This is a genomic window from Limnospira sp., from assembly GCF_051859755.1.
GTDB classification, from domain to species: Bacteria; Cyanobacteriota; Cyanobacteriia; order Cyanobacteriales; family Microcoleaceae; genus Limnospira; species Limnospira fusiformis.
On record NZ_JBIMLI010000035.1, the window covers coordinates 16,236 to 37,943 of the forward strand.

Below are 21,708 nucleotides of genomic sequence, written 5' to 3' on the forward strand. Positions count from 1 at the left end.
TTATCAATTATTAACTATTAATTCTGTAAAGGTTTTCACACCAGCGGCGGGACCGTCTGGATGATCCATGATACCAGTTCCGGCATTGAGAATAACATCATTGCCATAGTCAGCTAATACCTGGGGAATAATCCCCGCATGGATACCAGCAGAAGGGACTGGGAAAACATTACGCGATCGCAAAGTATCCCGAATTTTGGCTTCTTCGGTGGGGTCAAAAGGTAAACTACCATAATGGGCGGGATATAAAACCGCATCCGCCCCCGCATGGGCCATGAGAGTCCCCAAAACCACAGAATAAGCCAAACCGTGATCCGGTGATGCACAGAGGCTACCAGCAAAGGCAGGATGCACAAAAATCGGAACATTGATTTCCGGGTCAGTGGCGATCGCCTCCAATACCGAAAATCCGTAGGTTAAAACATTTAATAATAGGGCATTTGCGCCGGCCTTAACTAGGGTCCTGGCTTTTTCGATCAGGGCGATCGCAGAACCGGTGATATTTACCGCATAGAGGACGTTGCGACCCGTTTCGCTTCTCACCCTATCTAACACGGTCCGACAGGCCTTTAAGCGTTCGAGAGTGGGCGCTGTGGGCAAGTCTGGGAGGATTTCATCATCTTTAATTAGGTCTAATCCGGCAAAGGCCACCTGTTCCAAAATATCCGCGTGGTCGGCGGCGGACAACCCCAAGGCGGGTTTGAAAATCGCCATAATTAGGGGTCGGTTGGGGACTGCTAGGCGATCGCGAATTCCTGTAATTCCTAGTTTGGGGCGTTTCCCGTAATTTTCCCCCAGCCGGACAGCAATTACCTTTCCACTACCCGCCATGGAATATTTGCCAAAAATCATGGTTAGTAGGCTGGGGATATCGTTTTCTACGTTAGCCTCTGGAAAAGCAACGGTAACAATGCTATATTTTTGATCATCGGTTTGGATATTGATCACCTCTCCTAAATGCGATCGCATCACCTCTTCCCGGTGCTGAAAACGTGCATCCCAAGTTCCCGCTGTTTGTCCAATGGCGATTACTTTCCCTTGACGTTCTGGATCTATTCCCGGGGGAAATCGATAGTCTACCTCAATACTTCTAACCATAGATAAGTTCCTAGCCCTCAAATTATCACTTCTCTGATTATTGATTATCCTACCTTAACCTAATGGCTAAACCTGCGAAATTTTCCGATCTCCAATCTACCATATCCCCGGCTAGTCTGAACACTATTAGAATTATCGGGGCGAGACAGCATAACCTGAAAAATCTCAATCTGGAACTTCCCCGCGATCGCCTGATTGTATTTACTGGCGTTTCAGGTTCTGGGAAATCTAGCCTAGCTTTTGATACCATTTTTGCTGAAGGACAACGGCGTTATGTCGAGTCCCTTAGTGCCTATGCGAGACAATTTTTAGGACAATTAGATAAGCCCGATGTTGATGCGATCGAGGGGTTGAGTCCCGCTATTTCTATTGACCAAAAATCCACCTCCCATAACCCTCGGTCTACCGTGGGAACAGTTACCGAAATTTATGATTATTTACGTTTATTATTTGGTCGGGCGGGTTCCCCTCATTGTCCTATATGCGATCGCCATATTGCCCCCCAAACTATTGACCAAATGTGCGATCAAGTTATGGCACTTCCTGAAGGCACTAAATTCCTTATTCTTGCGCCTGTTGTCCGAGGGAAAAAAGGCACTCATCGCAAACTCTTATCTAGTTTAGCATCTTCAGGTTTTGTCCGGGTCAAAATTGATGGGGAAATTCTCGAATTGTCTGACCATATAGACTTAGACAAAAATCATGTCCATGATATTGAAATTGTCATTGATAGACTTATTGTGAAACCGGGGTTACAGGAACGTTTAGTTGATTCCCTAACTACCTGTTTACGCCATGGGGAAGGTGTTGCTATTATTCAGATTTTGGATAACCTCAGTATATCACCAGAAGAACAATTCCCCAAACCGCAACAATTGGTATTTTCCGAAAACTTTGCTTGTCCTGAACATGGGGCGGTTATGGAAGAACTTTCACCCCGCCTATTTTCTTTTAATTCTCCCTATGGCGCTTGTCCCGCTTGTCATGGTTTGGGACACTGGCGGACTTTTTCCCCAGAATTGATTATTCCTGACCCTTCACAACCTGTTTATAATGCGATCGCCCCTTGGTCAGACAAGGACAATTCCTTTTATTTATCCCTACTTCATAGTGTCGCCCAAGCCTTCGATTTTGAGATTTCTACCCCCTGGAAAAAACTGACACCCGAACAACAGCATATTATTCTTTATGGGAGTGATGAACCCATTTTAATAGAAACTGATTCCCGCTACCGAGAAAATCGCAGTTATTACCGCCCCTATCTCGGTGCAATTCCCATGTTACTCCGACAATATGAGGAGACAGGTTCCGAAGCACAAAAGCAGAAATTAGCCCCTTATTTGGTTGACCAACCCTGCGAAGTCTGTCACGGTAAACGATTGAAGCCAGAGGCGCTATCTGTCTATTTGGGACAGTATAATATAGCAGATTTAACCGAGGTTTCCATTCGGGATTGTTTGGATAAAATTAATCAGCTACAATTGAGCGATCGCCAAGCCCAAATCGGGGATTTAGTCTTACGCGAAATTAAGGCAAGATTACAGTTTTTGATAGATGTCGGTTTGGATTATTTAGCCCTCGCTAGATCCGCTTCTACCTTGTCCGGCGGGGAAGCCCAAAGGATTCGATTGGCTACTCAAATTGGCGCGGGTTTAACCGGTGTTTTATATGTCTTAGATGAACCTAGTATTGGCTTACATCAACGGGATAATGGCAGACTATTAAAGACCTTGATCAAGTTGCGAGATTTAGGCAATACCTTAATTGTAGTTGAACATGACGAGGAAACTATCCGCGCCGCTGATTGGTTGGTTGATATCGGTCCTGGGGCGGGAGTTAATGGCGGAGAAATTGTCGCCCAAGGGGATTTAAAAACTTTATTAACTACTCAAAAATCCCTCACGGGTGCTTATCTTTCTGGACGCAAAAAAATTGAAACTCCCCCCAGCCGCCGTCCCGGAAATGGGCGATCGCTATTTCTCAAAAACGCCCATTGTAATAATCTGCAAAATATCGATGTCGAATTACCCCTCGGTAAATTAGTCTGTATTACTGGGGTATCAGGTTCCGGTAAATCTACCTTAATTAATGAGTTATTATATCCCGCCCTCCAACATCATTTTTACGGGAAAATTGCCTTTCCTAAAAAATTAGATAAAATTCAGGGATTAGATGCTTTGGATAAGGTCATTGTCATTGATCAATCTCCCATAGGACGCACTCCGCGATCTAACCCCGCTACCTATACGGGAGTATTTGATATTATCCGAGGACTGTTTGCAGAAACCATTGAGGCGAAAGCTAGGGGATATAAGCCAGGACAGTTTTCTTTTAATGTTAAAGGCGGACGCTGTGAAGCCTGCGGCGGACAGGGGGTAAATGTGATTGAAATGAATTTTCTTCCTGATGTTTATGTGCAATGTGAGGTATGTAAAGGCGCACGATATAACCGGGAAACTCTCCAGGTTAAATATAAGGGCTATTCTATCGCTGATGTCTTGAATATGACCGCTGACGAGGCTTTAAAGGTTTTTGAAAATATCCCCCGCGCTACCACTCGGCTGCAAACTTTGGTTGATGTCGGTTTGGGTTATATTCAGTTAGGACAACCTGCGCCTACCCTTTCTGGGGGAGAAGCACAACGGGTTAAATTGGCTTCCGAATTGTCAAAACGCGCTACTGGTAAAACTCTGTATTTAATTGATGAACCAACTACGGGATTATCTTTTTATGATGTTCATCAGTTATTGAATGTTTTACAAAGGTTGGTTGATAAGGGTAATTCTATTATGGTCATTGAACATAATTTAGATGTGATTCGTTGTGCTGATTGGGTGGTGGACTTGGGACCAGAAGGAGGCGATCGCGGTGGTCAAATTGTCGCCACCGGAACACCCGAAGATATTGCTAATAACCCCCATTCCTACACCGGATTTTATTTAAAACAACTGTTAACAACTTCCTAAAAAAAACCGAGTTACAGAAACCCGGTTTCTTTCCTATACACATAGAAACCCGGTTTCTTCAGAGAAACCGGGTTTCTTTGATTCTGGGGTTTCTTTCCTATATACATAGAGACCCGGTTTCTTTCCTATACACATAGAAACCCGGTTTCTTCAGAGAAACCGGGTTTCTTTGATTTTAGGGTTGATTTCCTATATACAGAGAAACCGGGTTTCTTTGATTCTGGGGTTTCTTTTATGATAATTTTTGTTGTATTAACTGCCAATGTTGTAAGGCGTTTTGATGAATATCTAGCCAGGGGATTTGATGCTGTTGGGCGAGGGTAGCGCAGTCCTCATATTCAGGATGCACATTAATAACGCGATCGCCTGAAAAAGCCACCTTAATTCTGACTAAACCATATTCAGTGTCAACCGTCTGTAATTCGCGGTCAAGAATAGTGCGACATTGCCAACTTTGACGAATCCCTAAAGTAGTAGTTTCGGCAAAGAGAATATTCCGGCAAGTATCCACAGCTTCCGGGTGACAAATCACAGTTAATAATATTCCGAGGCGAGACTTTTTCATGGTCACAGGTTGCACAAAAACATCCACCGCCCCCGCCGATAATAAAGCCTGAGAAGCATAGGCGATCGCTTGGGGGCTAAGGTCATCAATTTGAGTTTCTAATACTGCCACCATTTCCTCATCATGATCATGGAAAGTCCCCGCCAAACCATGACTTTCCGCCTTGGGTTTATCTGTATCCTCAGTTTCCCCTAACCAGAGGCGGAGAATATTAGGGATGGGAAAATTTGACGAACCCGCCCCCAGTCCCACCCGTTTCAGAATCATCGGCGGTGGCGGTCCGAATTCTGTAGCCAAAGTTACAGCGATCGCCGCCCCCGTTGGGGTAACTAATTCTCGTTCAATGCCATTGCTATAAACTGGAACACTACGCATTTCCCAGAGTTTCAGAACAGCAGGGGCAGGTACTGGTAAAATTCCATGGGCTGCCCGGAATGTGCCACCACCTACCGGAAAAGCAGAACAATAGAGGCGATCGATTTTTAGCCAGTCCAACCCCAAACAGGTTCCGACAATATCCACGATCGCATCTGTCGCCCCCACTTCGTGAAAATGTACTTTTTCCGGGTCAATACCATGAACCGCCCCTTCCGCCTCCGCCAGCTTGCGGAATACCGCTAAACTCATGTTTGCTGCCCTTGGGGGAAGTTTTGCCGCCTTGATAATGGCTTCAATGTCTGGTAGGTGGCGAGTGTGATGATCGTGGCTGGTCAGGTCTACATGAACCTTCGTGGCTTGTTGACCCTGGCGAGTTACCTTTTCAGCCCATAGCCGATATTCTTCAGCCATTCCCAGCCTTTCTAGCTGTGTCGTGAGATACTCCAGGGGAACCCCGGCATGAACTAACGCTGCGAGGCACATATCCCCAGCTATTCCAGTGGGACATTGAAGGTAGGCTATATTGATCATTTTCCGCCGTCTGGTTTGAGTGATATCGATTTGAGTTTAAAGTTATTTTACTCAAAAATTGGGCATGATCGGATCGTCATTCTGACTTTAAACTTTTAATGGTTCGATCATTATTCTAGTTCATGGACTTTATTATATGGCTACTCTGTACGAAATTCATCCCCAAAATCCCCAAAAACGCACCATTGAACAAATTAAGGATGCCCTCAAGCGTGGGGCAGTCATGCTTTACCCTACCGATACCGTTTATGCGATCGGTTGCGACCTCACCGTTAAATCTGCCGTGCAAAAGGTGCGACAAATTAAGCAGATTTCCAATGATAAACCTCTCACCTTTCTCTGTTCATCCTTATCTAATATTGCCGATTATGCCATAGTTACTGATGCCGCCTATCGCACCATCAAAAGATTGATTCCGGGGAGTTATACTTTTGTACTTCCCGCCACTAAACTGGTGCCGAAATTGGTGATGTCACCTAAGCGCAAAACTACCGGAATTAGGGTTCCTGATCATCCCGTGTGTTTAGCTATTTTGGAATCTCTGGGAAACCCCGTCATTTCCACTTCCGCACATATTAAAGAAGAAGATGAACCCTCCGCCTTAATTAAAAAAATTCCCCAAGAGTATGATAAGGTTCAGCTTTTTGATGCTTTGGAGAATTTGGTTGATATTATTGTTGATGATGGCGCTGATTGGGATTATCAAGTTTCCACAATTATTGATTTAAGTGCTGATGATCCTGTCTTGGTGCGGCGCGGAAAAGGATGGGAGGCGATCGCTGATTGGGATCTGCCAGAAGAATAGCTAAATAGCCCCAATTTTAGGGGCTAGGTTAAACTTTCATCAAACTTTAATTAATAAACTTTAATTAATGCGATCGCACAAATTTCTTTCCTCATCCTTTAATTCCGGGTAATAATCCAGGTAATCTTGGATGACATAACAAGCATAACTCAACTCATCTAAATTCATAATCTCAGCCAAATTCCAGATAATGACTTGATTATCATCTCCCCCAGAAATCATCCATTTTCCATCATTACTAAAAGCCACAGTCCGCACCGACCCTTGATGTCGGATCAAAGTTCTTATTTTCACCCCTTCATTAGTCCAAAGTTGAATAGTGCCATCCCAACTAGCCGAAGCAATCATCTGACCATCTGGTGAAAAAGCCACCTTATCAACAGTCCCCTGATGATGCAAAACTATCGGTTCTCTACCATCTAAAAACCATAATCTGAGCGTGTTATCTGTACTAGCAGAAGCAATCATATCACCCTGGGGACTAAAAGCCACCCCCCAAACACTACCCTGATGATTACCAATTAACCGCGTCCCAGACCCGTCTATATATACAACTCTGACTTCCGTATCCTCGCTACCTGTAACCACCATTTTACCATCAGGACTAAAGGCAATTCCCGTAATGGATTCCGAATATTCCCACTCCCGTAGAAACTCCCCCACTCGACTCCACAACTTCACCTTATTATCATTTCCCACCGAGGCTATAACCTCACCATTTGGCGAAAAAGCTAGTTGATTTCCCCCCATAGAATGAGCATTATTAATAACCTTTAATAACTCTCCCTCCATATTCCAGAGGCGAATACTTTCATCCCAGCTACTCGTCGCCAAAATTTCACCATCAGGAGAAACCGCCAGACCAATTACACCCTGATCATGACCTTCTAGGCTTCCCAGTAAATTACCCTGCATATCCCACCGATAAACCTCTCCACCCCAACTACTAGAGAAAACTTGCTGATGGTCTGGAGTGAAAACTGTCGCCCGCACATTGTCTTGATGTCCTGATAGCACAGTAAAAAACCGATTCTTAACTTTCCAGAGTTTAACCTCCCCATGGAAGTCAGCAGAAGCCAGAGTTTCACCATCAGGACTAAAGGAAAGTTGGGTCATAGGCGCAGTATGGGAAGCGAAAGTTTGCAGGTGTCTACCGTCAGGACTCCATAAACGAATACTTCTATCCCAACTCCCAGAGGCAATTATATTACCATCAGGAGAAAAAGCCACAGTTCTAATACTATTCTGATGTTCTCCGAGTACAATGGCAGACCTTTCATTAATAGACCATAATTTCAGTTGTCTATCCTGACCTCCCGCCGCTATATACTGACCATCAGGAGAAAAAGCTAAAGCCTCCACAGCTTGTTGAGAATGTTCAAAACTAGCTACTAACTCCCCTCCTATTTCCCACAGTTTTACTCTGCCATCATTACTCGCAGAAGCTAGGCGGTTACCGTCTGGAGAAAAGGCTATCTTTGTCAGCGATTTAGTATGACCCACAAATTCATTGAGTAAAGTCCCATCCCTGCGCCAAAGTTTTATAGAACCCTTAGTGCTGGTAGTGGCTATGGTGTCTTGACCCCAAATTATCAGATCCAATATTTCTTCCTCATGGGCGGAAAACGTGAACACCAACTTACCTTGATTTGACCAAATTCTGACTTCCCCATTGCTGTCTCCTGTGGCTATATAGCCGTCTGGGAAAAAAGAAAGGGTTCGTAATTCATAGGTAAAGTTATCGATAATATTAAGTAGTTTACCCCGTCGATTAAAAATTAAAACTTGATTATTTTTGTCGATGTCCTCCCTTCCGTCAGTATGGGGATAATTGGCGCGGGAAATAATTCCTATCTGTTCCCCATCTTCCGTCCAATTTAAAGCCCAAACTCGGTCTTGGTGACGACCAAAACTATTATATTCATTCATCCCATAAACAGATTGACTCAGAACGGCATTGACTTTTTTTAGGAGATGATCTTCTACGTTTTGGACATCCTTTAGCCTGATTTTTGCCCGCACAGCATTAACTAAAGCATTCAGGTTATTGTTTGATAAAAACTGACCCTCTGTGGCGGAAATTAGGGCTTCAATTTCTCGGACTTTGGTGATTTCGTAGCTGGCGATCGCTCGACGATATTGGGAGTAAGCTAAACCAGCTAATCCTAGGGAGAAGAATAACGATAAAACCACCGTCGTTAACAGTCGTCGCTGTAGTCTTGAGTTTTTATATTCTTCTAAAAGTCTCGCTTCTACCGCGATTAATTTTTCCGCTTCTAAAGCCTGTTGCATAGCGGCGCGATCGCATTTTTCCGAGGCTGCTAAAAATTTATAATCACCATCACTTAAACTTTTACCTAACGCCCAAGTCCGCGCTTCTAATAACGCTTGACCTCGTAAAAGCCGAGAGTCATCAGTTTGATGAGAAGCTATCCAAGCCTCAAAGTTTTGGGAATAGGGACGTAGTAAATTTAGCTGTAATTGAGTCCATTCTAAATTAAAAATATGCTCATAAATCGGATTTTTTACTTTTAACATATTCCCGGATTTTTCAATTAATCCAGATAGCAAAACCTCCGTTTCTTCCCGACTACCATCAAAGGGTATTTCTGTCTCTAGGAGTATTTTCTGATAAATCCCTAATAATCTTGACGAGATTTGAGAATTGCTAATTATTCTATTTCTAATGGTTCGTAAATGTTCCGGTTCATCCTGTTTCTCCCAATTGGTGATTATCTGGTCAATTACCAAGTCTTTGATCAACTGTTTTTCCGATAATATATCAGCAAGATTTGGGGAAGTTACACCGTAATAATGTTGGGAATAAATCAGATAACATAACTTCTGAGTTAAAAATGGCTGTCCTCCCGTCCAGTTTAAAATTTCTTCCAGCAAAATTTGGTCATTAAAACCGGGAACATTTAATCCCTGTTGTAGGGGTTTCGCTTCCTCTAGGGTAAACCCCGAAAGTGCGATCGCTGTGCCAATATTAAAAGGGGTTCGGGTGCGATCTCTAATTAAGTCCGAGGGATTAGCTACCCCAAAAATCGCAAAATTTAGCCGCTGATATGCTGGTTCAGTTGCCCGTTGATTATAACAAAATCGAATAAAGGCAAACCAATCATCTACCGGAAATGGCAAACTTAAAATAGTGTCTATTTCATCAACAAAAATGCAAAATTTATCCTGGTTAAATGTAGGCAGTAAAACTTCCACTATAAACTGATTTAATTTTTGTACCAATGAAAGTTCGCCTTGTTCTTGCCACCAGATTTTAAATGGCATAGATTTTAATAACCCAAACCCGCGCCAAAGTTCTACAAAAATTCCCTTATACCACTGCATTGGGGTGACATCTTCACTACCAATAACCGTCATGTCTAACGTCGCACAACGTATTCCTTCTGCTTGTAAACGGTGGCGGGTTTGCACTAACAGAGACGATTTTCCCATCTGACGTGAGTTGAGAACATAAGCAAACTCTCCCCGTTTTAAGGCTTCATATAAGTCTGTGTCTGCCTGTCGCTTAACATAGCTAGGACAGTCTGTATGCAGACTACCCCCGACTTGATAAATTGACCGATATTCAGTTATCATAGTTAAAAATCTATAGCCAATTATGATAATTATCTGACTCTTACAATTACTCTTACAATGGCTCAAATCATCAACAGCTCTATCTTAAATTTTGGTAAAGAAAACATCCGATTCACCAAACGCCTATTTTGTCAAGATGCTAATTTTTTGCCCTAGCCAAATCCTCAAAAACTCGTGCATCGCAATTTAAAAATTTCACCAAAAAATATTAATATTTCACGATATATATAGGGTTTCCAGCTTTTTTTTTGCGTGTAGTCACAAGAATGCCTTTATTGCAATTTATATGAGTATAGCAAAACCCCCATGCTGTCGTCAAGTATTTCAGAGGAGTTATCAATTAAATTGTATTAAATCTTAACATGAGTTGGAAAATCAAAACTATCTTGATGAAGTTATTAGTAAAAGTTATTTTTTGGGGGTGTTTAAAGGCTGTGGGTGAGAGTCCCAAAGAATCTATTTAATTTTGGCAAATTTGGCGATCGCCATTTGGAGTATCGGGATTAATTGGTAAGTAATCGCGCACCCATTCACAAGCATAATTTTTCACCGATTGATAATTAATAGAATTATCGAGATTCCATAGAATAGCCACCCCATCAGTATCAGTAGAAATTAACTTTTTACCATCATTGCTAAAACTCACCGACAAAACCCTAGTTTGACGGGTGCGATGACCATTAAAAACCGCCAATTTTTCACCGCTAACAGTCCATAGTTTCGCACTTCCATCTGTTCCCACCGTCGCCAGTATTTTACTATCTGGGGAAAAATTAACATCAGATACAATATCATTATGATAAGTTTTAAAACTGTTAATTAAATTGCTATTAACATCCCAAATTTTCACCATATCATCCTCAGCTACCGAAGCCAAAAAGCGACCATCAGGAGAAAAATCTAAGCCTAATATAGTTCCGGTGTGGTATTGACTTAGTTCCCGTTTAAGACTACCATCAACTCCCCAAATTTGCACCGTTTCACCACTACCACCATAAGCAATTAACTGACTATCTCGGCTAATAGCAACTGTGCGGATAGTCTGTCCTTGTGAAGACCAACTGTTTTGCAAAACTCCATCTTTATTCCAAAGTTTGATAGTGCCATCACCACCACCACTCACCAGAAATTCACCATTAGGACTAAAAGCCACCGACCAAACAGGTCCAGTATGTTCAGTTAAAGTGTTGAGTAAAGTTATGTTGGTTCCATCAGGTGAAATTTGCCACAGTTGAACAATATTGTCATAGCTACCAGTAGCTAAAATCTGATTGTGATAATCAAAACTGACCGACAAAACTCCCCCATCGCTAGTAGGAATAGTCTGTAATAACTCCCCATTAGGTCGCCAAATTTTGAGAGTTTTATCATCACTACCAGTTACCACAAAACTGTCATCCTCAGAAAATACCGCATCTAAAATACCTCGATTATGTCCCCTCAAAATCGTCAGGCTAGGGTGGTCAAAACTCCAGAGTCGAAGACTGTTATCATTGCTTACCGAAGCCAGAGTTTTACCATCAGGACTAAAGCTAACATTCCAGACCTGTTGTTCATGACCTTCTAGGGTATATAACAAATTACCATCTATATCCCACAGCTTAATATTATTAGCTAAATCAGCGGTAGCAAAAGCGATACCTAAACGGCGGATAATGCTATCGGGAGGACTAATAGCCACAGACCAAACCCAACCTTCCTGGGAGGGTAAAGTAGTAATCAGACTGCCATCAAGTCCCCACACTTTGGCTGTACCGTCATTGCTACCGGAAACGATAGTTTTCCCATCAGGGGAGAATACCACATCCCAGACGGGGTTTTGGTGTCCCCTAAAGGTATTAACTAGACTGCCATCTATTCCCCATAGTTTCACGGTGTGGTCTTTGCTGCTGGTGGCGATATTTTGACCATCTGGAGAAAAAGCGATCGCCTCTACAGCATCATCATGACCTGTTAAAGTCAGGTAAAGATAAGCATCAGTCCATCCCTGGTCACCCCGTCGCCACAGTTGTGCTGTTTTGTCTTGACTGGCTGTTCCTATGGTTTGACCATCTGGAGAAAAAGCGATCGCTCTGACACCATTTTCATGGAGATTTAGGGTAGTAACTAAATTACCATCAAGAGTCCAGACTTTAGCCGTTTTGTCTAAACTAGCTGAGGCTAAAAATTGACCATCTGGCGAAAAAGCCACATCAAAAATGTCCCCTGCATGACCCTCAAAAACCCGTAATAAATTACCGCTTATATCCCAGAGTCTAATAGTTCTATCATTACTGCTAGTAGCGATATATTGACCGTCAGGAGAGAACGTAACTCGCCAAATCAAATTTTGATGGGCTACAATACGATTAAACTCATCAGCGCGGAAAAATGCCCGGCTAACCGTCTCTTTAACTTTCGCAATAATTTCGGGATTAGCTAATTGGATAGTTTCAATTTTTCGGTGTGCTGCTAAAGCCGACAATAAAGCATCCAGGTGATAATTTTGGCTGAATAAAGTGTTGGCAGAATTGATAATAGCCACAATCTTGTTAATTCTAGCTTGTTTTTCATTAATTGAAGCCCGGCGATATAAATTAAATGTCTCCAATGCTAACAGGGAAGTTATCGCCAAACTAACGGTTAAAACCCCGATAAATATTTGTTGTTGTTTGGCGGTTTTGTGTTCCTGTAATAATCTTTTTTGCTGTTCTTGTAATTGGTTAGCAATAGCTTGCGATCGCTCAATTTCTAGTTGCTGTCTAACTTGGAGTTGTTCCAATTCAGCCGAAGCATTTAAAAACTGATAATCTACCGGACTTAAAGCCTTACCCACCATCCATTTGTGAGCATCTTCTAAAGCCTGTCCTCGCAGCAGTCGAGACTCATCAGTTTTACCAGAAAGCACCCAGGCTTCAAGAGTTTGGGAATAGGGTCGTAAATTACCTAACTTTTTGTCCACCCAACCCTGATTAAAAATGCTTTTATAAATCTTGTTTTTCAACCTCAAACAATTGTGGTACTTAACCACCAAGCCAGACATGATTAATTCCGTTTGTTCTGAACTACCGTCAGCCTCAATTATTATACCTATTAAAATCTGCTGATAAAGACTTAGCAAATTCGCCAGACTTTTTTGATTGTGCAATAATCGATTAGAGATAGTCCTTAAATGTTCCGGTTCGTCGTGATATTCCCAATTGTCAATAATGTAATCTTGAACAATTTTATAGATAATCTTTTGCTCTGTTTTGGACTCCCAGAACTTATTTTTCTCTTTTTTAAATATATCTAAATATAAAATATTACAAATTTTCTGAGTTAAAAAAGGCTGTCCTCTCGTCCAATTTAAGATACTTTTCAGCAGACGACGAGAATTTTTACCCGGCATCATTAAACCTGTCATTAAGGGTTCAGCTTCCTTTAAAGTAAATCCTGATAACTGTATAGCTTTACCAATATTAAACGGCGTGCGATTTTTATCTTTAATTAAATCCGAAGGTGTAGCCACTCCAAAAATCGCAAAAGTAATCCGATTATATTCGGGATTAATAGCCCTTTCATTATAACAATAACGGATGAAAGCAAAAAAATCATCCACCGGAAATGGTAAACTTAAAATACTGTCTATTTCATCCACAAATATAAACAGATTTTGGTCGGGTAAATGTTTTAATAACTCTTCAATAAATTGACTTAAACGCTGCAATAAAGATAGGTCTTCTCGTTCATTCCACCAACTTTTCAGCGGAAATTTACTGGTTAGCTTAAAACCTGTCCATAAACAAGTTAAAATCCCTTTATACCACTGTAAAGGTGTCACATTTTCACTACCAATACAAGCCATATCTAAGCTGATACACTTCAGCGACTCCTGTTGTAGTCTATGGGAAGTCCGCACCAACAGGGACGATTTACCCATTTGGCGACTATTGAGAACATAGCAAAATTCCCCAGATTTCAAGGCTTGATAGAGTTCCCTATCCGCCGCCCTCTCTACATAGGTCGGTGAGTCTCTATGAAGGCTACCACCTACTTGATAAATTGATTCGGACCCAAGTATCATAACATTGCATCCATGATGGATTATAGTTAATTATTCGCCTATCAAATGCTCATTGCATAAAATGTCGATTTTGTCAACAGCCAAATCCTCAAACACTCGTGCATCGCTATTTTAAATTTTAGCCACAAAATATTAAGATTTCACGATATATATAGGGTTTACGGTTTTTTTTGGCGTGTAGTTACAATAAGCCCCTGGAAGCGATTTCTCTGAGTATAGCACAACCTCCATTCTGTCGTCAAGTATTTGAGGTTACTGGTATTGAGGCGATCGCATCTCAAATTATGCTTTTTCTAAGAACACTCGGAAATAAATTTCTTGCTGATACTTAACCGATAAATAGTGCTTCGGTATTTCTTTTATATTGTCATCGTCTATTGTTATAGGATAGAGCGATCGCTTTAATTTGTGCTGATTCATCAATTAACTCTGACAGAATTCGATAATCTACCTCCCACACTAAAACCCTTCTCCCCAGACGATCGCTTCTTGAATTTTATTCATGGCTTCAATGGCAGTGTCAAAGCTGGAAATTTCCATACCGAAATCCGGTGTAATTGTCGCTACGGTTAACGTTTGACAGCGACTCCGCCTCGATTTACCGGGTAATTGGATAAGGGCTTCTTCCGCCATATAAACTCTAACACGACTAGCCGCGAGAATTTCATCTTGTTTATAGCCTGCTTTTTCGGCAATTTGTTGAATGTGGGGTTTATCGGAATTGAGCATGATTAGGGTGTTCAATTCCTTGACAATATAATCACTGTGAGTCGTAATCAATACTTTGATGCCACTGTTGATCAACCGAGCAATTAAACGAGCGATTCGACGTTGGTTTTCCGGGTGCAAATTTAGTTCAGGTTCATCAATAATTAGTAATTCGCCGATTTTGGCAATATGTTTTAAATAAAAGCCAATATCCAGTAACGAACGAACCGCACTAGAACTTTGATCCATCGTTAACTGAGCTTTTTTATTGCCCGTAGGAATATAATAGAGTTCATCATTTTTGGTGACCACATAACGACCGCCAATAATATCATCAAAATCGTCTAAAATACCAGGATTGATTTCGCTTAAATTACTGCTGCGTTTAGATATTCCCTCTAAATTACGCAGAAACTCAACATTTTTATGAATCGGCAACGCATAATCTCCATACCCCTTAGAAAGCAGCAGTTGAAACCTATCTTTTTCCCCTTCAACTTGGCTCAGTTCATCTAGGAGACGATTACGGGCAAAATTGAGTTCTTTCCGAAAAATAGCCGCACCTGTTCTTTCCGCACTGGCGATAAAAGGACGCGGAAAAAATCGAGAAAACAGGATATTTTTAATTGAATCACTAATAATTTTCCTGATGATTTGTCGAGGAAAATTCAGATTTTCCTTTGTGGCTAGGAGTGTAACCGTCAATTCTGGGCTATTTACAGGTTTGATTAGTGAAAAGATTTGCTGATCAGAGCCTCTGGCTCCTATATTGGTTTCATAGACATCATCAAAAAAATCTCTATTGAAATCTAAAAAAACTTCAAAGGTTGTCTGAGCAAACCTGGCTCGGTTTGTCCCAAAGATTTCCCCCAGACTGTCTGCGTAGGCTTCGGAGGCTTGGGATAGGATTTTTTCTGGGGAATCAATATCAGTTAGGAGGTTGATCGTCGCCAATCCTTGATTTAAAATCTGGTCAATAATATCATTGGCAATTTCCACTTCAAAGCCATCTCTCCATGTAGCTAAAAATCCAAACAAAGCATAGGTAACATAGGTTTTGCCAGAGTTATTTTCCCCACAAATAATCGTGAGATCTCCTAACTCGAGTTCGGCTTGTTTGATAACACCTAAATTTTGAACCTTGATTTTCATGAATAATTTAAGTGTGAGAGTTTTAGATTTTTATGACTCTGCTATGGTAGGGGTATTGGGAGGATATGGCTCGGAGATTGCATCTGTTAACAATATTTGGAACTCCCAAATACTTTTTGAGTACATAGATGATGGTCAGTGGGGAAAATTCCCCACAGTTAGGAAAACCCTAGAAACCACTCAAACGGCTTTGGAGAATTTCTGCTTGTTTCTCAGCTTCTGCTAAAGCATCTCGCGCCCCCTGTACAACCTGCGGGTCGGCTTTATCGACAAAATTAGGATTACTTAAACGCTTGGTATAGCTGTCAATTTCTTTCTGAATTTTTGCCAATTTCTTCTCGGTTCGTTGCTTCAAGGCTGGTAAATCAACTACCCCAGCCAAAGGAATTAAGGCTTGAATAGTCCCGACTACCCCGGCGATAGTTTGACCTTCATTTCCGGTTAGGGCTTCTGTAATCACCAAGTTATCCACCCCAGCAATTTTATTAATATAGACCTCTCCCCGCTGCAAAATCTCCCTTTCTTTGGCATTTTCACTTTGCAGAATCGCGGTAACTTTCACCTTGGGTTTAATATCAGCGTCGGCGCGCAAATTTCGGAGAGTGCGAATTGTGCCGATAATTAAATCAAAATCGGTTTCTAAGTCGGAACTGATCATCTGTTCTTGCAATACTGGATAAGTCTGCACCGCCAAACAATCTTGTTCCCCGGTTTGGGTTAAGGTGTGCCAAATTTCCTCGGTAATGTGTGGCATAAAAGGATGTAATAGCTTTAAAATGCCTTCTAAAATGTAGGCGAGTACCTGCTGGGCTACTTTCTGAGAAACGCCGCCATCTCCCTGTAAACGATACTTGGCTAATTCAATATACCAGTCGCAAAAATCACCCCAAATAAACTCATATAAGCCCTTGGCGGCTTCCCCTAAACTGTAAGCATTCATATAATCACAAGTTTGCTTGACAGTTTGGTTAAACCGAGACAAAATCCAACGATCGCTTAATTCCAACTCCTCCAAATTCGGTGTTCCCAATTGTGCGGGAGTTTGTCCTTTCAGGTTCATCAACACAAACCGGGCGGCATTCCAGAGTTTATTAGTAAAATTCCGGGAAGCCTCCACCGACGGCGACTCATCCTTGCTGCGGTCATACTCTAAACGGATATCCTGTCCTGCGCCGATCACTTCCCGCATTAAAGTATAACGCAGCGCATCAGTCCCATATTTATCAATCAACAATAAGGGGTCGATACCATTTCCCGCTGATTTCGACATCTTTTTGCCATTTTCATCCAGGATTAAACCATGGATATAAACGGTTTGAAAAGGCATTTGGTCGGTAAAATATCCCCCCATCATCGTCATTCTAGCCACCCAGAAAAAGATGATATCAAACCCAGTAGACAGAGTATTCGTCGGGTAATAGGTTTGCAAATCGGGGGTTTTTTCCGGCCATCCCAAAGTCGAAAACGGCCACAAACCAGAGGAAAACCAGGTATCGAGAACATCGGGATCTTGCTGAAGTTTTACCCCTTCTCCAAAGGAGGCGATCGCTTTTTCCTGTGCTTCTGCTGCTGTCCGCGCCACCAGAAAAGGAGTATGATCAGTAATTTCTCCCCCAGTTTCACTCACCGCATACCAAGCCGGAATTTGATGTCCCCACCACAGTTGACGAGAAATGCACCAATCTTCTAATTTCACCAACCAGTCACGATAGACTTTTTGCCATCTTTGGGGGACAAAATTCGGGCTATGTTGATTATCCAAAGATACCAAAGCGCGATCAGCCAACGGTCTAATCTTGACAAACCACTGAGTAGATAATAGCGGTTCAACCGGAACTTTTCCGCGATCGCTATAAGGTACAGAATGGCTATAGTCTTCTATTTTCACCAAAAACCCTTCGCTTTCCAAGCGTTTCACCACATTTCGCCGCGCCACAAACCTATCTTGTCCGACAAACGGTCCGCTATTTTCATTCAAAGAACCGTTTTTATTCATAATATTAATCATCGGCAAATTATGCCTTTTTCCCATCTCGAAATCATTGGGGTCATGGGCGGGAGTAACCTTAACGCAACCCGTCCCAAATTCTGGATCAACTAACTCGTCCCCAATGATAGGAATTTCCCGATTCATAATTGGTAAAGTCAGAGTTTTACCAATCAAATTTTGATAGCGTTTATCCTTAGGATTAACCGCCACAGCCGTATCACCTAACATAGTTTCCGGGCGAGTAGTCGCCACTTCCACAAACCCACTACCATCACTCAGAGGGTAGCGAAAATGCCATAAATTGCCATTAACTTCCTTATTTTCCACTTCCAGATCCGACACCGCCGACTCACTAGCGGGACACCAATTCACCAAATATTCACCCCGATAAATTAAGCCATCTTCATACAAACGCACAAAGGCTTCAATTACCGCTTTTGATAATCCTTCATCCAGCGTAAACCGTTCACGAGTCCAGTCACAGGACACCCCCAAACGTCGCAATTGATTAACAATTGTACCACCGGACTCTTGTTTCCACTGCCAAGCCCGGTCTAAAAACTTATCCCTGCCCAAATCATAGCGAGTTTTACCTTCTTCTCGCAATTGTCGCTCTAAAATAGTCTGTACTGCTATACTAGCGTGATCAGTTCCCGGTAAATATAGCGTATTATAACCGCGCATCCGATGATAGCGAATTAACGCATCAATCAGGGAATTATTGAAAGCGTGACCCATGTGGAGACTTCCCGTCACGTTGGGGGGGGGAATCATGATACAGTAGGGTTCACCTGGATGGTTAGGGTCTGCTTTAAAGACCTGCTTCTGTTCCCAGTATTGCTGCCATTTGGCTTCGGTGGAGAAAGGGTCGTATTGGGGCGCTAGTGTGGGAATAGTTGCAGTCATAGCAGATTAATCGACAGTTTAAGCTGATTACTCGTTCCTAAATATTTTGCCACATCAAGGCATAAATTACAGTAGTTGATTAGATTATTAGTTATTCTCGCCCCTGGCGGTCATCGTAACCGCTACTATTCAAGGCTGTAGAGCCTGTTTTTCCTGTGGTGTGACCAGCCCAGACCCACCCCAAACCCCTTTTATGGAGGACGGGGGGGACTGAATCCGTTGATAGTCTAACTGTATTGTTGACCAGATATAGCTTCTGGGTCAAGGTTAAAGAGAGTTTGCAGGGTTTGCATAGCCCGGCGGCGGGCTTCAATATCCTGCTGCGATCGCAATTGTACCATAGGATCATGGAGAATTTTATTGACAATACCCCTAGTCAGGGCTTCAATAACCTCCTGATGCTTTTCGGCAAATTCCGATCCCAAACGAGATAGGGCTTTTTCCAGTTCCTGTTCTCTAATGCCTTCAATCTTATCGCGCAGACAGTTAATGGTCGGAACCGTTTCCAAACTCCGCCACCAGACATCAAAGGCTTCCACCTCTTCTTCCAGAAGAACCTCCGCCTCCTGCGCCATTTGGCGGCGGCTTTCGTAGTTTTGGGCTACCACCGCCTTTAAGTCATCCACATTAAACGCCTGAATTCCTGGTAACTCCGTGACATCAGCCGCCACATTCCGAGGAACAGAAATATCCACCAACATTAGAGACTGGTTAGGCGCTAAAGTAGTCTCTAATTTAGCCCGATCTAAAATCGGTTCCGTCGCACCTGTGCTAGTAAAGACGATATCGGAATTAGCCACAACAGCCATCATTTCCGACAGAGGACACAAGTTCAAATCCGCTTCTCTAAATTGACCCGCCAACTCTTGCGATCGCTTTAACGAACGATTTATAATAGAGATGTGGTTAGCCCCCTTAGAGAGCAGATGTTGTACCAATAGGCGAGACATTTTACCCGCCCCAACAATAGCCACTCGGTAATCAGACATATCCTGAACTTTCATCTGCACCAATTCCACAGCCGCAGAACTAATAGAAACCGCCCCGGTACCAATGCTAGTTTCTGTCCGCACCCGTTTCCCAGCCGTCAACGCTTGTTTAAATAAACGATTGAGAATGCGCCCTATTCCCTTGTATTGCTGACCCAACTTGTGAGTTTGCTTAACTTGGGCGAGGATCTGTCCTTCTCCCAGAACCAAACTATCCAATCCCGCCGCCACTCGCATTAGGTGCATAATTGCATCATCATGGAGAAGCGTAAATAGATGGGGACGCAGTTCAGCCAGGGGTAGTTGACTCGACTCCGACAGAAACTGAGTCACTTCCCTAATTCCCGGTTGAGCCTCAACTGTGACCAAATAGATTTCCAAGCGATTACAGGTACTAAGAATCGCCACCTCTTCCAAATGAGGATAGCTCAACAAATGCGCGATCGCCCCTTCTATCTGAGGTTCTGGAATACTGAGTTGTTCACGGACGTTAACTGGAGCCGTTTTGTGACTAAGACCTACGACTGCAATATTCATAAAACGGTTTAGTGTTTCGGTTTTTTTATTAGTGCATGGGATCAGGTTTCAGCCATCTCCGGTGTTTCTGCTTTCAGCCCACAGAAATTCACAAAATCTGTGCAATTTCCCTGATCCCGTTTCCCGACTGGAAACTAGCGAAGCTGAATATTTTTCGGCTTCTCAAACATATGGATAGTATCTACAAAGCGAGCCGTTTTCGACTGAGAGGAAATTACCAAGCTCTGAGTCCGAGCGCCGCCACCGAAGAAGCGAACCCCCTCCATCAGAGTACCAGAAGTAATACCACAGGCCGCAAATAGAACAGTTCTGCCGTTAGCCAGTTCTTCTGCATTATAGACCTTATCAGGATTTTCAATCCCCATATCTTTCAAGCGAGCGATGTTGCTTTCCTTGCTTTCACCGATCAGACCAGTCTTGACGACTTCTGGGTCGTAGATCAATTGTCCTTGGAAGTGACCCCCCAGACAGCGCATAGCAGCAGCAGAAATCACCCCTTCAGGAGCCGCACCAATACCCATCAGAGCATGAATGTTAGTTCCAGAGAAAGCACAGGAGATAGCTGCGGACACATCCCCATCACTAATCAGACGAACCCTAGCACCAGCTTCCCGAATTTCCTTAATCAGTTCCTTGTGGCGGGGGCGATCCATAACCACAACCACTAATTCCTCAACCGCGCGACCCATGCAGTCCGAGATAATCTGGAGGTTTTCTGTAGCTGATTTGTTAAGATCAACATGACCACGAGCTACCGGAGGGGCTGCTAGTTTCTTCATGTAGAAATCAGGAGCCGCAAAAAGTCCCCCCTTCTCAGAAATAGCCAGCACAGCCATCGAGCCATTTTGACCGTAGGCTACCAGGTTAGTTCCTTCGCAGGGGTCAACGGCGATGTCAATTTCTACCAATTCTTCTGGGTTACAAAAGGTCGCCGAATTTTCCTGGGTGCAGATACCTACCTCTTCACCAATGTAGAGCATAGGAGCCTCATCGCGCTCCCCTTCACCGATGACGATACGACCGCGCATATGAATTTGATTCATCCGTTGGCGCATGGCTTCCACAGCCACATGGTCGGCGGTATTTTTTTCGCCTTTACCCATCCATCGAGCCGAAGCGATCGCCGCTTGCTCGACTACCTCAATAATCTCTAAACCAATAGCGTTATCCACGAGTTTTATCCTCCCAACATCTGAGACTGCCTGATGGTAGGGGCTGGTTCAGTAAACAGCCTCTATTTGCAACCGGTTATTTGTGAACCCGCCCCTAAGCACTCCCAGTGTTCAAGTCTATCAGGTTATTGAGAGCCTATATGCAGGGAATTGAAATCCTCTTAATAATCTTAACAAATCTTGACACTCTCCTGCCTAAAGGCGAGGGGATTCTTCATTCATAGACCCAACTTGCTTTGACAGGATTGCTCCAGCCATAGTATAGGTCG

At 42.9% G+C, this 21,708-nt stretch carries 12 protein-coding genes; 4 read left to right on the forward strand and 8 right to left on the reverse strand.

The window, feature by feature from the left end; translation table 11 throughout:
- Nucleotides 1–3: 3 nt before the first annotated feature.
- The gene (locus ACTIE0_RS08685) at nt 4–1,098 is read right to left on the reverse strand and encodes a RuBisCO large subunit C-terminal-like domain-containing protein (RefSeq protein WP_006667870.1); all 1,095 of its coding nucleotides are present in this window, start codon (nt 1,096–1,098) and stop codon (nt 4–6) included.
- Between the two features lie 62 nt (nt 1,099–1,160).
- Between ACTIE0_RS08685 and uvrA the strand changes: the two genes are divergently transcribed.
- On the forward strand, nt 1,161–4,064 hold the full coding sequence (gene uvrA, locus ACTIE0_RS08690) for an excinuclease ABC subunit UvrA (RefSeq protein WP_006621568.1): 2,904 nt from the start codon (nt 1,161–1,163) through the stop codon (nt 4,062–4,064).
- Between the two features lie 232 nt (nt 4,065–4,296).
- Here uvrA and larC read toward each other — a convergent pair whose 3' ends face one another.
- Nucleotides 4,297–5,538, reverse strand: coding sequence for a nickel pincer cofactor biosynthesis protein LarC (gene larC, locus ACTIE0_RS08695; RefSeq protein WP_006667869.1), 1,242 nt, complete (start codon nt 5,536–5,538; stop codon nt 4,297–4,299).
- Between the two features lie 136 nt (nt 5,539–5,674).
- Here larC and ACTIE0_RS08700 point away from each other — a divergent pair, with 136 nt between their 5' ends.
- On the forward strand, nt 5,675–6,343 hold the full coding sequence (locus tag ACTIE0_RS08700) for an L-threonylcarbamoyladenylate synthase (protein ID WP_006621566.1): 669 nt from the start codon (nt 5,675–5,677) through the stop codon (nt 6,341–6,343).
- A 60-nt stretch (nt 6,344–6,403) separates the two neighbouring features.
- Here ACTIE0_RS08700 and ACTIE0_RS08705 read toward each other — a convergent pair whose 3' ends face one another.
- Nucleotides 6,404–9,940 (reverse strand): WD40 domain-containing protein, encoded by a 3,537-nt coding sequence (locus tag ACTIE0_RS08705; protein WP_006667868.1) that lies wholly within the window; start codon nt 9,938–9,940, stop codon nt 6,404–6,406.
- A gap of 460 nt (nt 9,941–10,400) precedes the next feature.
- Nucleotides 10,401–13,985, reverse strand: coding sequence for an AAA-like domain-containing protein (locus ACTIE0_RS08710; protein ID WP_006667867.1), 3,585 nt, complete (start codon nt 13,983–13,985; stop codon nt 10,401–10,403).
- A gap of 170 nt (nt 13,986–14,155) precedes the next feature.
- Between ACTIE0_RS08710 and ACTIE0_RS08715 the strand changes: the two genes are divergently transcribed.
- On the forward strand, nt 14,156–14,317 hold the full coding sequence (locus ACTIE0_RS08715; RefSeq protein WP_008057013.1) for a hypothetical protein: 162 nt from the start codon (nt 14,156–14,158) through the stop codon (nt 14,315–14,317).
- 127 nt (nt 14,318–14,444) lie between these two features.
- Here the strand turns inward: ACTIE0_RS08715 and ACTIE0_RS08720 are convergent, their stop codons facing one another.
- The gene (locus ACTIE0_RS08720) at nt 14,445–15,845 is read right to left on the reverse strand and encodes an AAA family ATPase (RefSeq protein WP_006621559.1); all 1,401 of its coding nucleotides are present in this window, start codon (nt 15,843–15,845) and stop codon (nt 14,445–14,447) included.
- Here ACTIE0_RS08720 and ACTIE0_RS08725 point away from each other — a divergent pair.
- Nucleotides 15,844–16,071: a hypothetical protein gene (locus tag ACTIE0_RS08725; RefSeq protein WP_152344040.1), complete on the forward strand. Its 228-nt coding sequence runs from the start codon at nt 15,844–15,846 to the stop codon at nt 16,069–16,071. The genes ACTIE0_RS08720 and ACTIE0_RS08725 overlap by 2 nt on opposite strands.
- On the opposite strand, the gene ACTIE0_RS08730 is transcribed toward ACTIE0_RS08725, so the two are convergent.
- The 3 genes from ACTIE0_RS08730 to glpX form a co-directional block, all read right to left on the reverse strand.
- Nucleotides 16,015–18,741, reverse strand: coding sequence for a valine--tRNA ligase (locus ACTIE0_RS08730; protein WP_006621558.1), 2,727 nt, complete (start codon nt 18,739–18,741; stop codon nt 16,015–16,017). The two genes, ACTIE0_RS08725 and ACTIE0_RS08730, sit on opposite strands and share 57 nt — an antisense overlap.
- A 227-nt stretch (nt 18,742–18,968) precedes the next feature.
- Nucleotides 18,969–20,267, reverse strand: a complete 1,299-nt coding sequence (locus tag ACTIE0_RS08735) for a glutamyl-tRNA reductase (RefSeq protein WP_006621557.1) — start codon at nt 20,265–20,267, stop codon at nt 18,969–18,971.
- Between the two features lie 134 nt (nt 20,268–20,401).
- Nucleotides 20,402–21,439, reverse strand: a complete 1,038-nt coding sequence (gene glpX, locus ACTIE0_RS08740) for a class II fructose-bisphosphatase (protein WP_006621556.1) — start codon at nt 21,437–21,439, stop codon at nt 20,402–20,404.
- Nucleotides 21,440–21,708 lie beyond the last annotated feature (269 nt).